The sequence below is a fragment of the Peribacillus sp. Bi96 genome (assembly GCF_918698115.1).
GTDB lineage: Bacteria > Bacillota > Bacilli > Bacillales > DSM-1321 > Peribacillus.
This window is the reverse complement of the sequence record NZ_CAKKLV010000009.1, coordinates 105,429-119,916: the sequence shown is the minus strand read 5'-3', so window position 1 is coordinate 119,916 and position 14,488 is coordinate 105,429. Positions and strand designations below refer to the sequence as shown.

General features: G+C 37.8%; 13 protein-coding genes. 4 read left to right on the top strand and 9 right to left on the bottom strand.

What is annotated here, in order from left to right:
• Positions 1-187 precede the first annotated feature (187 nt).
• Positions 188-991, bottom strand: coding sequence for a molybdate ABC transporter substrate-binding protein (gene modA / locus LQ203_RS13495; RefSeq protein ID WP_230158873.1), 804 nt, complete (start codon positions 989-991; stop codon positions 188-190).
• A gap of 167 nt (positions 992-1,158) precedes the next feature.
• Here modA and LQ203_RS13490 point away from each other — a divergent pair, with 167 nt between their 5' ends.
• Positions 1,159-2,082 (top strand): helix-turn-helix transcriptional regulator, encoded by a 924-nt coding sequence (locus LQ203_RS13490; RefSeq protein WP_230158872.1) that lies wholly within the window; start codon positions 1,159-1,161, stop codon positions 2,080-2,082.
• Between the two features lie 61 nt (positions 2,083-2,143).
• On the opposite strand, the gene bioB is transcribed toward LQ203_RS13490, so the two are convergent.
• Together bioB and LQ203_RS13480 are read right to left on the bottom strand one after the other, a co-directional pair.
• Entirely contained in the window at positions 2,144-3,136 is a 993-nt protein-coding gene (bioB, locus tag LQ203_RS13485; protein WP_230158870.1) for a biotin synthase BioB, read from the bottom strand.
• Positions 3,137-3,501: 365 nt separating this feature from the next.
• Positions 3,502-3,675: a hypothetical protein gene (locus LQ203_RS13480; RefSeq protein WP_230158868.1), complete on the bottom strand. Its 174-nt coding sequence runs from the start codon at positions 3,673-3,675 to the stop codon at positions 3,502-3,504.
• 251 nt (positions 3,676-3,926) lie between these two features.
• On the opposite strand from LQ203_RS13480, the gene LQ203_RS13475 reads away from it, so the two are divergent.
• The 3 genes from LQ203_RS13475 to bioA are packed head-to-tail and all read left to right on the top strand — an operon-like array spanning position 3,927 to position 6,576.
• Positions 3,927-4,511 (top strand): biotin transporter BioY, encoded by a 585-nt coding sequence (locus LQ203_RS13475; protein WP_230158867.1) that lies wholly within the window; start codon positions 3,927-3,929, stop codon positions 4,509-4,511.
• Positions 4,490-5,197, top strand: a complete 708-nt coding sequence (gene bioD, locus LQ203_RS13470) for a dethiobiotin synthase (RefSeq protein WP_230158866.1) — start codon at positions 4,490-4,492, stop codon at positions 5,195-5,197. Before LQ203_RS13475 ends, bioD begins: the two co-directional genes overlap by 22 nt.
• Entirely contained in the window at positions 5,194-6,576 is a 1,383-nt protein-coding gene (gene bioA, locus LQ203_RS13465) for an adenosylmethionine--8-amino-7-oxononanoate transaminase (RefSeq protein ID WP_230158865.1), read from the top strand. The genes bioD and bioA overlap by 4 nt, the downstream gene beginning before the upstream one ends.
• A 307-nt stretch (positions 6,577-6,883) precedes the next feature.
• On the opposite strand, the gene LQ203_RS13460 is transcribed toward bioA, so the two are convergent.
• The 6 genes from LQ203_RS13460 to asnB all read right to left on the bottom strand — a co-directional run bounded on the left by LQ203_RS13460 (position 6,884) and on the right by asnB (position 14,445).
• The gene (locus LQ203_RS13460) at positions 6,884-8,107 is read right to left on the bottom strand and encodes an insulinase family protein (RefSeq protein ID WP_230158863.1); all 1,224 of its coding nucleotides are present in this window, start codon (positions 8,105-8,107) and stop codon (positions 6,884-6,886) included.
• 9 nt (positions 8,108-8,116) lie between these two features.
• Positions 8,117-9,364: a pitrilysin family protein gene (locus LQ203_RS13455; protein ID WP_230158861.1), complete on the bottom strand. Its 1,248-nt coding sequence runs from the start codon at positions 9,362-9,364 to the stop codon at positions 8,117-8,119.
• Positions 9,361-10,635 (bottom strand): MFS transporter, encoded by a 1,275-nt coding sequence (locus tag LQ203_RS13450; RefSeq protein ID WP_230158860.1) that lies wholly within the window; start codon positions 10,633-10,635, stop codon positions 9,361-9,363. The genes LQ203_RS13455 and LQ203_RS13450 overlap by 4 nt, the downstream gene beginning before the upstream one ends.
• Positions 10,636-10,696: 61 nt before the next feature.
• Positions 10,697-11,854: an HEXXH motif-containing putative peptide modification protein gene (locus LQ203_RS13445; protein ID WP_230158858.1), complete on the bottom strand. Its 1,158-nt coding sequence runs from the start codon at positions 11,852-11,854 to the stop codon at positions 10,697-10,699.
• Entirely contained in the window at positions 11,841-12,683 is an 843-nt protein-coding gene (locus tag LQ203_RS13440; RefSeq protein WP_230158857.1) for a DUF692 family multinuclear iron-containing protein, read from the bottom strand. The genes LQ203_RS13445 and LQ203_RS13440 overlap by 14 nt, the downstream gene beginning before the upstream one ends.
• On the bottom strand, positions 12,673-14,445 hold the full coding sequence (asnB, locus tag LQ203_RS13435) for an asparagine synthase (glutamine-hydrolyzing) (protein ID WP_230158856.1): 1,773 nt from the start codon (positions 14,443-14,445) through the stop codon (positions 12,673-12,675). The genes LQ203_RS13440 and asnB overlap by 11 nt, the downstream gene beginning before the upstream one ends.
• Between the last annotated feature and the right edge of the window lie 43 nt (positions 14,446-14,488).

The following is a 14,488-nucleotide window of genomic DNA, read 5'->3' as shown; positions in this document are numbered from 1 at the left end:
TTAAGATTGACTTGAATAAGTGTCTTTATAAAACATTAGAAGATAAGGAGAATTCATAAATTTGGAGGATTCCCCTCATTCACCCATGCTGAGCGACAAAAATAAAGGCCACCAAATTGGTGGCCTTTATTTTATGGAAAGAAATCTATCTTTAGGTAGAAGCTGATCGTTTAACAAAACTGCGGGATTAGTCCAAATCTCCAAATCCATATTTTTCAAAAATCTTGGCAGAATCTTCGCTTTGAAGATAGTCGTAAAATAGCTTCGCTTCTTTAGGGTGAGAACTTTCTTTAATGATGCCTGCCGGATAAATGATGGGATCGTGTATATCTTCCTTGGCTGTTGCAACGATATCAACTTTTGATGAGTTCATCGCATCCGTTTTATAAACGAGCCCTGCTTCCACGTTTCCCGTTTCTACATATGTAAGCACTTGCCGGACATCCTTGGCATATATCACTCTATCCTCAACCTCTTTCCAGAGATTCAAGTTTTCCAATGTTTGTTTCGCATACTGCCCTGCTGGTACAGACTCTGGCGTACCGATCGAAATCTTATCAGCCTTTGTGAGGTCTTCCATCGAACCCATTTCCTTATCTGAATCTTTTGGCACCACCAGCACCAGTTCATTACCGACTAAATCGATCCCGTTTTTCTCTTCAATAAGATCTTCATCCACTAATTTATCAAATGTATCTTCTGCAGCTGAGAAAAACAGGTCAACAGGTGCACCTTGGGATATTTGCTGCTGAAGAGCTCCCGAAGCGCCAAAGTTATATTGAACTTTCACATTTGCGTTTTCCTTTTCAAAATCCGCTTTTATATCATTTAAAGCATCTTGTAAACTTGCAGCTGCGGAAACCGTCAATTCCACTTTCTCGCCGTCTTGCTGCGCCTTCTTTTCCGTATTTTCCCCTTCATCTTTTGAACACCCAGTCCCCACAATCACAAGCAGCATAATCGAGAAAATCATTAGATATATTTTTTTCATTGTCACTTTTCCTTCCTATCTTGTTATAAATAATTACATCTAATTATAACTAGTTATAATTAGATATAACAGTATAAAACAAAAATTCAGGGTTTACATCAATCCCCTTTCCCTGTGAATTTACTTTCTAAAGGGCACTAAGATACAATAAGGGCGGAGGGATGCACATGTCGCAGGAGCTATCCTATACAATCGAAGAAGTTGCACAGCTTTTAAAAGTATCTAAATTGACGATATATGACCTTGTTAAAAAAGGGGAACTGCCTGTATTCCGAGTGGGCAGGCAAATGAGAATGGATGCAAAGGACCTGGAGAAATATATCACTGACGGGAAATCCCATGCATCCCAGGTCCCTGTTGCCGAGCCTCATCAGAACGAAGTGAAGGAAACACAAACTCTTGTCATCAGCGGTCAGGACATGGTGCTGGATATACTTGGGCAGTATATCACGAAGGATTCCGGCCATAAAACACTACGGTCCAATATAGGAAGTTTGAGCGGACTTATATCCATGTACAATGGTGATTCGGACATCGTGAGTTTACACATGTTTGACGGAGATACAGGTGAATATAATCTTCCATATATAAAAAAGATCTTGGTCGGCTACCCCTATATTTTACTTAATCTCGTTTCAAGAAAAGCGGGTTTATATGTTAAAAAGGGTAACCCTTTCAATCTCACCAGCTGGATTGATTTAAACAAGGACCTGACCATCATCAATAGGGAAAGAGGTTCTGGTGCAAGAATCCTTCTTGATGAGCAGCTAAGGATCCACAAAATTCCATCCAAAAACCTTAAAGGGTATGAAAACGAAGAAACCAACCATTTAAGTGTGGCATCAGCTGTTTCGTCAGGGGGTGCGGATGTAGGAGTTGGAATTGAAAAAGCGGCAAAAATGGTCGGAGTCGATTTCATTCCATTAATTACGGAACGCTACGACCTTGTTCTATTAAAAACGCCGAAAAACGAGCACATCATAAACATCGTCAAAAGTATCCTATCCTCGGAACCATTTCGAGCGGAAATCGATGCTTTAGGTGATTACGATGTTTCCCGGACAGGCTCTATCATTCACGAGACATTTTAAAACAGGAAGGCTACTGGATCAGCAGCCTTCCTGTTCTCTTTTGCCATGTTTTCTTACTGCTCTAAAGAGCACACTCTTCGATTTCAAACCCTAAATCTTTGATGATTCCCCAATCCTCCGTTGGTTCTTGGCCAGCTGTCGTTAAATAATCGCCGACGAAGATCGAATTGGCTGCATAAAGTGCCATGGGCTGCACGGAACGGAGGTTGACCTCACGACCGCCGGCCAGACGAATTTCTTTACTCGGATTAACGAATCTCATCATTGAAATCAATTTCAAGCATTTAGTAGGTGTAAGCTCGGAAGTTCCCTCAAGTGGCGTTCCGTCAATTGCATTGAGAAAATTACAAGGAATGGAATCCGCATCAAGGCTGCGTAAGGATAGAGCGATTTCCACCGTTTCCGCCTCAGATTCCCCCATACCGAAAATGGCACCGGAACATGGAGACATTCCAGCATCTTTCACAGCTTCGACTGTATCTACCCGGTCCTCATATGTATGTGTCGATGTAATATTGCTGTAGTTTTCCTGTGATGTATTCAAGTTGTGGTTGTAGCGGTGAACCCCAGCTTCCGCTAGTTTGCCGGCATGTTCTTCATTCAGGAAGCCTAGACAGCAACAGATTTTAAGGTCCGTTGTTTCGCGGATTTCTTTGACGGCTTCAATGACATGATCAATTTCCCTGTTGGTTGGACGCCGGCCGGAAGCAACGATGCAATACGTACCCGCTTTACGACGAATTGATTCTTGTGCTCCCTCGACAATCTTTTCTTTAGTCAGCCATGCATATTTATCGATTGGGGCTTCCGATACGATGGACTGCGAGCAATAACCGCAATCTTCGGGACATAACCCTGACTTCGTATTGATGATCATATTCAATTTGACCTTTTTTCCATAATGATGTTTACGTATGAGGTATGCTGCATTCAAAATTTCCAAAACTTCTTCATCTGGGGCTTGCACGATGGATAATGCCTCATCCGCTGTCACTTTATACCCTTTGATTACGTTTTCCGCTAACCTCTTCCAATCCCTTGTTAATGTTTCCAAATCCCATTCCTCTTTTCTTTTAGTGTTGTATATGCCTTCCGATAACTGTTGCCGCGACGAATCCCCTATTAACTGAATCCATTGGAACGGATTGTTTTCAACACATCTATCACCTGATTGATGTGTTGTTCATGATGTGTCGCCATTAAAGTGAGCCGAATTCGAGAAGCTCCATTCTTTACTGTTGGAGGACGAATCGCTGATGCGTAAATTCCGTACTTATGTAATTATTTGGAAAGGAAAATGTCCCGTTCCGGTTCACCGCAGATAATGGAGATTCTCCCCCAGATACTGTGTAGCCAAGAGCGGACAATTCGTTAAAAAGACGTCGGCTCATGTTTTGAAGATGCGTTCTGCGTTCGGGTTCAGTTAGAATGATATCGACTGCAGCCTCGCATGTGCATCATCCACCATGATGAGGGCCCCGTACCGTTTGTGTAAACATCCGCCCCATCCTCGCTTGAAGCTTTCTGCAGAATAAGGATTACAGATAATGTTTCAGCAGTAAGCTCATCATTCAAAAATAGATTTCCCGTCATAAGCGAACCTCCAAACGCTTTAATATGTTAACCAATTCATTTTATAGTTAACATATGGATGAATAATACCATACAAACAAAATATTATTCAATGTTAATTTTCAATATTTTCCTAGTCTGTCCTTTTGATCATCAGGAAGATTGCACTTTATATGTTAACTAAACTACAAATTAGTTGACATATAAAATATGAATCAGGCAAACTAATAGTGGGCATCTTGTCTACAACTTCAAAAAAGGAGGTTAGAAACTTGAAAGCAAGAACGATTTCTTATGTGGCCCTTTTTACCGCATTAACCGCAATTGGTGCCTTTATTAAAATACCGATTCCATACATACCATTCACGCTGCAAATTCTGGCAGTCTATTTAGCCGGCGCATTGTTGGGGCCACGTCTTGGTTTGCTCAGTCAGTTATGCTACGTCTTGATTGGACTCATCGGAGTTCCGGTGTTTGCTGAGGGCGGTGGGTTAGGCTATATATTCAAACCAACTTTCGGCTATTTACTAGGATATATACTGGGGGCCTATGTAAACGGGAGACTGATCAACCGGTATAATCTCTCCACGATTCGTTCCATTTTCTTTGCTAATCTTGCCACATTGCTCACTGTTTACTTAATCGGCTGCATCTGGCTGTACGGCGCAATGAAGTGGATTGTGGAAACGCCGCTTTCAATCAACCAAACGATTCTTTACGGCTTCTTATTACCTACACCAGGTGATTTGCTGCTGTGCATTCTATGTGCTGTCATCATTCAACAAGTACGTCCACGCATTGCAAGATATATAAACATAAAGGAGCTGAATCATCCATGGGCCAAGCCTACTTTATAACCGGAACTGGCACGGATATCGGAAAAACGATTGTCACGAGTGCACTTTATCTGTCACTTCAAGCATTAGGAAAAAGCGTTACGATTTTCAAGCCGTTTCAAACTGGAATCATCGAGGAATCGAAAACATACCCGGACATTTCTTGGTTCGAGCAGGAACTAGGTGTAAAGGGATCAGGGTTTTACATGCTTGAACCTGAAACCTCTCCACATTTGGCGATTAAATTAACTGGTAGTCAGATCGATGTAAAGAAAGTCGTGGAAAGAGTCCATGAGCTTGAGGAAATGTATGACATCGTATTAGTCGAGGGTGCAGGTGGATTGGCTGTCCCGCTCATTGAACGATCGGACAGTTTTTATATGACGAAGGATTTCATTAGGGATTGCAGCATGCCTGTCGTATTCGTATCCACATGTGGTTTAGGCGCGATCCATCATGTCGTGACGACACACTCCTATGCCCAAATTCATGATATATACGTTAAAGCGATTGTATATAACCATTATATTCCTGATGATCGGATTCAAAATGATAATATCGCAACCATAGAAAAGCTGACAGGTCTCACTGGTCTCGCCTGCATTCCAACACTTGCCGATGTTAGAAAAGACTTAAGGAGCCTTACCCTTGATTTACTTCGTGATCAAGATTATACCCAACAACTGAAAGAGGTGTTCCAAGCATGAATGGACAGGAATTAGAACAATGGGATAAGGAATATGTATGGCACCCATTCACACAAATGAAAACGTATCGGGAAAGTAAACCGTTAATCATCGAGCGCGGCGAAGGCAGCTACCTGATTGATGTGGATGGCAAACGATATTTGGACGGCTATGCTTCATTATGGGTGAATGTGCACGGACATAATGAGCCGGAATTAAACGGCGCTCTTATTGAACAAATGAACAAAGTCGCGCACTCGACCCTGCTGGGATCTGCAAATGTACCATCGATCTTACTGGCAAAAAAACTGGCTGAGATCACACCTGGTCATTTATCGAAGGTCTTCTACTCTGACACGGGGTCTGCAGCTGTGGAAATCGCCCTTAAAGTCGCTTATCAATATTGGCAGAATATCGATCCCGTCAAACATCAGCATAAAAACAAATTCGTCTCCCTGGACGAAGCATATCACGGTGATACGGTTGGAGCCGTGAGTGTGGGCGGAATGGATCTATTCCATAGAATCTTTAAGCCCCTATTATTCGAACGGATTTCCGCCCCTTCACCATATGTGTATCACATGACAGAATACGGAGATCAAGAAGCAGTGAAAAACCATTGTTTGAAGGAACTGGAGAAGTTACTGCAAGAACAATCAGAGGAAATTGCAGGAATGATCATCGAACCAATCGTTCAAGGTGCCGCAGGCATCATAACCCATCCACCAGGCTTTTTAAAAGAGGTCGAACAATTATGCAGGAAGTACGATATCCTTTTAATTTGTGACGAGGTGGCCGTAGGATTCGGTCGCACCGGTACGATGTTTGCCTGCGAACATGAAGATGTCGTCCCTGATATCATGTGCATGGGCAAAGGGATCACTGGCGGCTATATGCCTCTTGCAGCAACCATCATGAACGAGCAGATCTTTCAGTCCTTTTTAGGAGAACTCGAAGAACATAAAACCTTTTATCACGGCCACACCTATACAGGAAATCAGCTAGCTTGTGCACTCGCCCTGAAGAATATCGAGCTAATGGAAAGCCGCAATCTCATTGAAGACATCCAGAAAAAATCAAAATATCTATCCGAAAAACTGCAAGCGCTATACGAACTTCCGATAGTCGGCGATATCCGCCAGCGCGGCTTCATGATTGGAGTGGAAATCGTGAAAGACCGCCAAACAAAAGAAACGTTCACGCTCCAGGAAAACGTCGTTTCCGGAATCATCCAAACCGCACGGGAAAATGGCCTGATCATTCGGGAGCTTGGTCCAGTCATCACGATGATGCCGATTCTTTCCATGTCAGAAAAGGAACTGAAGATCATGGTCGAAACCGTCTACCGGTCCATACAAGAAGTCTCCATTCATAAAGGATTGATTCCAGCAGCAAAATGACCCAAAAAGAACCGGATGAGTGTTTCATTCCGGTTCTTTTTCGATTGAATCTTTTGTTTTCGTGAAATAAGCAGCCATTAAAAGAAAGAACACGGATAAGGTCCACAAGGATTTCCTCATTGAAAAAAGCTGAACCCCCAGTTCACACCATTATAAATCTGGTAAGCTGCCAAAACATCCTATATCAAATCCAACCTCTTCGCAAAACGTCCCAAAACCTCTTTACTATAATCCTTCTTACCTGAAAACCCAGTAAAAAAATTATTATGCCACAAGACTCAAAGGAATTTATGGCCGCTTGCTCATTTTAGATTAAAATGTGTGAATATAAAGCATCAATAACCTCCTTTTTTGTAATCTTGTTAATCACTTTAATAACATCACAGAAATTCATTCCTCTTGTAGAATAATGAAGAATGGAGTTCGCTAATTTTGTTGGATTATCATATACGTCGATAATCATTCCGATAATCCTTCGTTTAGAAATCAAAAATTCATAATCATCGATACTTCGCGCTTGTATCTTATTTTTTGCCAATCTAATTTCTTCCATAAGTACACATGGTTTGCTTGTAATGGCACTTAAAAAGGCGAAAGAATAACTATTGGATATTTCGTATTTTACATCGATGTCTCTATCAACAAGAGAGTGACTATAGATTTTTTGCTGAAAGTCGGAGGTTCTGCCAAATAGTATTTCTAATCCTATTCTTATCATAAATTCATTTTGGATATCCGTATCAGATGAGGTCACACTTTCATTGGCAATCGTACTTCCCAATAATAAGACCGATTGATTAGTATTAATCGGTTCGATCTTTAAACTCTCTCTTTTGACAGGTAATAAAGGCAAGTATCTATTTTTTTCTTTCAAAGTAGAACCCGTAACCTCATCTCCTATAATTGAATAGATTTCTTCAGGGATTATATCTCCAATTATAATCAATTTCATATTTTCAATAGAATAGAATTTCTGAAAACACCTCTCCATGATGTTGGCATCCATTGAATCTATACTCGCGAAATTCCCTACGATTGGTTGTGCTCCCCCGCTTTCATCCCCGTATAAGTCTGATAATAAATTAGTGAAGCATTTGGCTTTCTTATTACTTTGTGAATGTAAAATTTCTTGCTTAATGATTTTTTTTTCTTTTTCCACTATGTCATTAGTTATAGAGATGGATTGAACAAGTTTTAAAATCATTTGAATATTTAACTCAAGCTGTTCCGTACAAGATATTACAAATGAGGTATATTCATAATTCGTACTAGCATTTATAGAAGATCCCATTTCCCCAAATCTATGTAAGGCATCGAATTGATTGTTTTGTATAATTAGATGCTCTAAAAAATGAGCCGTTCCATAAGGGATTTTTCCATTACATTCTTTTTCATGATAAATGGAATGGCTATCCATCCCTCCAAAGTCGATGGATAGGAGAATATAATTTTCGTGAAAACCAGTTTTATTTACTAAATAAGTATCTAACCCGTTTATTTTCTTTTTTTCTATAAAACTACCAGTAAACATGCGGTCTCCTTATCTCTCCCCCAAAGTGTAAATGGAATAACCTTGTAAAACTTGAGCGACATCTTGTATATCCTGAGGTTTTATACGATCCATGTAATCTATCATTTCATCCATGGACCTAACTTGACCGCTAACGATCCCATTTTGATGAAAATCAATTAGGCTAATTGGGGAATCTTGAGATAGTTTATAACTATTTATCAACGTTTTTATAGTGGCCTCTAGTTCTTTTTTTGTAAATGCCCCTTCTTTTATCGACTTGATTTCATCAAATATTTTTCTAAGCACCATTCCTTCAGAAGCGGGATCAATAGCTGTTTGTATGAATAGAAGACCATTTATCGCATCCAGTATGCTTATAATTGAATAAGCGGCATTGAGATCATTTCTTACATTCATAAATAACCTTGAGTGTGCGGACCCACCTAAAAGCCGATTAAACACCACTAATGCGGGGTAATCTTTGTTTTTAAACGTGATTCCCCCTGTACTTAAACATGTCGTCATTATCGAATGCTTAAACTGATATTTTTCGGAATTATATGTTTTTATATTGCTTTGCACGGGGCATGGAGGAATAATTGTTTGGCCTGTGGCATCAGTTTCTATCTGGAAATAGCCACATAATTGTTCCAAAACATTTTCTTCATTAAAGTCTCCAATTACATACATATGTATGGAGGATGTTTGAAGTATCTTTTGATAGAGAGAGGCCAAATTTGTCTCATTCCACTCTTCTATTTCATGGATGGATCCTATCTGGTCAATATACAAGTTTTGTGGTTTGCTTTGTAGATATAGAAGGCTCTTTTTATAAGAATAATTATACGCATTAAAAATCTCATTATGGATTCTTGATACATGAAGCTTTTTTTCAATTTCAACTGATTTCTTTGTTATTAATGGTTTGGTTAATAAATCATGCAAAATATTTAATATTTCCGGATTGATTATTTTGTGATTTTGGTTGTAAAACTTAAGTGACAAACACAAAACCTGTTTATTGCCTTTTTTATCAATGGAAACTCCTATTTTTGCTCCGTACTCTACATCAAGTTTTGACTGGATTATAAGATTGTTTCTAAATTGTTCACTTCCATGCAGTAAAATATATGGTAGTAATGCAGCACCAGTAGCCACTTTCTCATCAAGGTCCAAATACATTCTGACAGCGATTGTAGTTTGAAAATACTTTTTCGAAGGCAAAAGGTGGAAGTTGATATTTCTAAAGTTTTTCGTTAAAAATTCACTTCTCATGTTACCTCCAAGCTTTTGTTCTTTTTATTGATATAAAAGGATCTTATGAAGCTATAGGTTAAAATTAAGCTTATAACTACAAAGGGTAAAGAAGCAGCTATCAGCAATTTTTCAACACTTATGAAATAAGATAAATAAGGTAAAAGTCCAGTCAACATTATAAATAAAATTCCATCTAATGCATCCGCAATGGAAATTACCTTCCCTCTAATGTGATTTGGCGTAGTTTGAAGTTCAACATTTAATAAATTGGATGGAAGAAACATGGCTATCCATAAAAATAAATATAATATGGGACCTAATATAAAGGGTGACAGAGCAATACCAATACTACTAAACGATAAAATGACCAAAGGTAATACATATCCATATTTAGTTATTTTCAAAGACAAATATTTTTCTCTCCAAGGAACCGTTAAATAATTCCCTATCAACATACCTAGAGCTGCAATAAATCGATAAACACCATAATATTTCTCACCGTCCTGAATGGTGGAGTTTAGCAAGGGAACTAACAAAACATCTGTGATGCTTAGACATCCCCAAATCAAAAATGATCCGAAAATCAGGTTTTTTAGAACCATGTGATTTTTTATATATTTGACACTGGTTATTAATCCACTTTCTTTGGAGCTTGTGCTTTCCTGGCTACCTTCCAAACTAGAAGAATCATTATCCAGATTTGCAGTGGGAAGCTTAGTCCAAGTTATTATTCCAGCAATAAAAAATGTAATTGCATTAAAAATCAGCAAACCGGTTACAGTGTCATTTAATAATCCGAAAGCGGCAATCGCTGAACCGATTACTCTAGCTATACTTGTTAAAATCCCCATTAGCCCGTTAGCTAAGCCTAACTGATCTTTATTCACAAGAGATGGGATACTTGAGGAAAGGGCAGGATGATAAGGTAGCTCGATAATGCCAATTAGCAATGTGATAATAAGAATGGTGGTTGTACTGTGAGAATTAAATGCCATTACACATGTTAAAAGTGCTAACAATATATTTATTATTGTTAAGGTAAACCGTCTAGAATATTTATCAACTATACTGCCGGCAATTGAAAAAAGTAAAAATTGCGGTGCGAAACGAATAATGAGAAATAGACCAAAGATGAATATGGATTGAGATAAAGTGAAAATATAGGCAGCAAGAGCTATTCCTTGTGCCATGTTACCAAGTGTGGAAAGTGATTCAGATAAGCATAAATAAGGAAACCTTTTTTCATTTAATAATGGTGTATATTTCTTATATTGATGTAATAAGTGCAATAAGATACCCCCAACTAATTTGAATGCAAAATGACCTTGTAAAACGTTTAACCTTTTGGAACTATCCCATAACCAAATTATGCATGTCATGTACGAGTGTTTCTCCATCAGGCGACAAGGAAGCATGGTCTTGAATCGTGGATAAACCGAGTTGTAACTCTTCTCTAATTCTATCTATTTCTTCATTAATTAATTCTGCATGATCAATAGACCGATTTTGTTTCAATAACCGATAAAAATGTAATACTCTGCAATGCACGAAGCATCCATGGTAAATACCGTATAAAGGTCTTAATTCATCTCTCCATGGTGACCTATAAATAGGCTTCATATCGTTGAAAATATGGGGCCTTGCGCACATAAGTGTATTTAATCTACCATGACTTGCCTCATGTATTAACCATTCAGCAACTTTAACTACAGGTCTTGAAACATGACAAGCAAAGATTATTCCATGTACTCGAAAATCAGAAAAGAAAGGTAGACCAGGTGGGTTGAAAAACACAATGTTTTCTATATTATTATCAATTTCGTCAAACATTTCCGGCCAAGTATTTTTGATTAATTGCAACGCTTCTTCAAAAGTCTCCTTTATCTCCTGCGATACAATTTCAGTGCTTCCCATATTCATACGCAATTCGGCAGAGGATGCAATGTTTACATATTCCTCGAACCAAAAAACTTCATTTGTAATGAATGGATGTTTCGATAATTTGTTAAGATCTTTTCCATTCACTTTGTAATTTTCTTTTTCCACTTCAAAAGTAATGTGGTTATTTTCACTTATTACCAGAATTTCTTTAGGATCTTGATTCTCTGTCAGGTCTTTCATGAAAAAAAGATCCTTTGGTTCCACGCTAAATCTGAGCTCGAAATTTTCTAGCGTAGCATTTATTTTATATTTCAATTGTAAGAATATGTGCAGAAAACCATTCCAAATCCACGTTTGTTTTTCTATTTCGTCCATTGAGGAAAAATTCTTATACTGTTCAATCCATAAGTAAACATACGGCTTATTAAGAACAATATTTCTTTCTACTGCATTACAATTCCTGAATATCTTGATTGCATCTCCCAACCATTTTAGGTTTTCAGCTTCATTTGCATGGATTAACTCTAAAGCTTTAATATTTCTAAGAGAAAGCAATTGTTTGTGAACATCGCTATTAATATCTACACTTGCTGGAGTTAATAAGTTTTTAAAATCAATTGTTTTCATTATTAATCCTCCATTTACTGCTTTGGAATCTTTTTGATACTTCTCTCACAGTATTGCAATAGTCTTCTATTTTTGTATTTTTCCCCAACTCAACAGTAATACCTCGAACATCAGGGAACATTTCTAAACAAATGACTAGTTGATTCCAGCTTTGTTCAAAAGAAATCTGTCCCTGTTTGGATACACCGCTAGCTCCAATATGAATCTCGGTAATATGAGCTCCTTTCAAAAGGCTTAACAAATCCTCAAAAGATTTGTTAAACGCTTTAGCAGTTGCCCATGTATGAGGAATATCGAGAATGATTGGAATATTGGCTTCACTGGAAATTGATTTCAATAATTTATAGTCCTCTAAAACATCTACTCCTCCCCAATCATGATATCGAGGTCCTAATTCAATAACAAACGGTATCCCGTATGTTTCTTGATAACTCTTAATTTTCTTTATAACTCTATTCTTTAAACCTGCATCTTTAATTGGAGCAAAAATATAACCAAATTGAAGCCCATCTGTAGTTCCTAAAATGGAAAGGTGTTCTCCGATCCAATGGGCTTTAATTTCTTTGGCTTGTTGAAAGACTGCTTTTGTTAGATCTTTTGTTGGTTCATGTATATCCGCCAATGGCAGTGTGCTGCAATGAGCAATTTTTTCGAAATTTGACGGCACATTTTGAATATTGGATGGGAGGTGTACCTCGATATAGTGGTATAAGGGATCTAATTCGCTGTTTATAAATCTTAAATACTCCTGAGAGTCTATCCAAGCAACACCTATCCCTAATTTTTTTCCCAATGTCGCTTCTTTTTTCGAAAGTGTTTCAGTTTTCATAAATGACCTCCTGACGCTTCATAATTGGCACTTTTACTTTATGTATATCACACCATTGTGCAAAGCTATATAAATACCAAAATGAACTTCCTAAATCATATAAATGGGCAGAGGGATTCCTTCCTAAGAGACTTGAACGATCATTCAGGAACTTATCTAATTCTTTAAAATTGATTAAGTCTTTCAACTGGCTTGTTTTTAAAAATTCATAAGCAACTCTTCCTAGTTCACCATGTTTCATCCATATAAAAACAGGATGAGGAAATCCGCATTTCGGTCTTTTTTGTATTTCAATAGGAATTCTGTTTTTACTGAGATTACGGAAAAGGCTTTTTTCCTTATCGGGTGGTAATGACAAGGCTGCATGTAAAAAATCTTGATCTAACAATGGCACTCTACATTCCACTGAAGCATTCATTGTCCCTAAATCCACTCTCGGTAACGCATCAGCTTCTAAATGATAAAAACCAAAGCTACGGATTGCATTTCCTAAATTTTCTCCATTCGTCATGAAACCTTCTATTTTATGTTTTCGGTCTTGAAAGCATGTTTCACCAATATGATTCCAGACATCCTCATCAATCATTAATAATTTTTTTGTTGTAGCCGATTTCATCCAATGATCGAATTGTTCCATTGAATCCGAATGCAGCCAGTCATAGCTCCCGAAAATTTCATCGCTGCCTGTACCTGTAATAACAACCTTTAGACCTCTTTTTTCTGCGGCTTTTCCTAAAGCATAATATGCAACTATGGTTGGATCCATTGATAATCCATCCTGGTTAGATAACGCTTCGGGCAATAATTCAATAAACTCTTTTTCTGATAGAATCACTTCATTTAAGGGTACATTCAAAAATTCACAAACATACTTACTAAAGGGCACTTCAGAATATGAAAAATCACCTGTTTTTTCATACCTTAGCGTAAATGCTTCTACATTGGCACCTTGAGATACTAATTCTGATAAAACCGTACTTGAATCAACTCCACCAGATAGGAACATGCCCAATTTTTGATTCGGTTCCATTACACTTGTTATCGCTTGAGTAAAAAGACTTTCTAAATCTGCTGGTTTATTTTTTTCATAAGCATTCGAAAGCTTATGTGAGACGATCTCTTTATCTAAACTTAATTCGAGCGTTTCCCCTGGTGAGACCTTCTTAATAGAATCGATCAAAGTCATTGGTTCAAGTAATGTGTCTCGATACATGAGATATTCATAGAATTGCTCTTCTGTTATTAGGCACTCTTCATGTAAACTTTTCAACGTGTTTAGTAATGCAGGGAATTCAGAAGCATAGATATATTCTCGATTTTTAGTTTTTGCCCAATATAGAGGCTTGATTCCTGGAAAATCACGCGCTAAAAAAAGTTTTTCAGTATGAGTATCAAATGCAGCAATGGAATACATTCCTCTTAATTTTTGTAACCCTTCATTCCCGAACTTTTCAAACAGCTCTGCCACTACTTCTGTGTCACATTCTGTTTTCCATGAACAATCTAACTCAATCCGTAACTGCTGAAAATTATTTAATTCTCCATTAAAGGTTACGATCCATCTCCCAGAAGAACTAATGAATGGTTGATTGGCTTCTTCATTAGTATCTCTAATTGATAATCTAACAGTTCCCATTGAAATATGATCTAAGTCCACAATTCTGCAATTATCAGGTCCTCGATGCATCATTCCATTTAAACATTGCTTTACATATAAAGGTTTGTTATTTTCCCTTCCAAGAAACCCAGATATACCGCACATTTTATACCTCCAAATTGAACATGATATTAAATAAAACCAATAC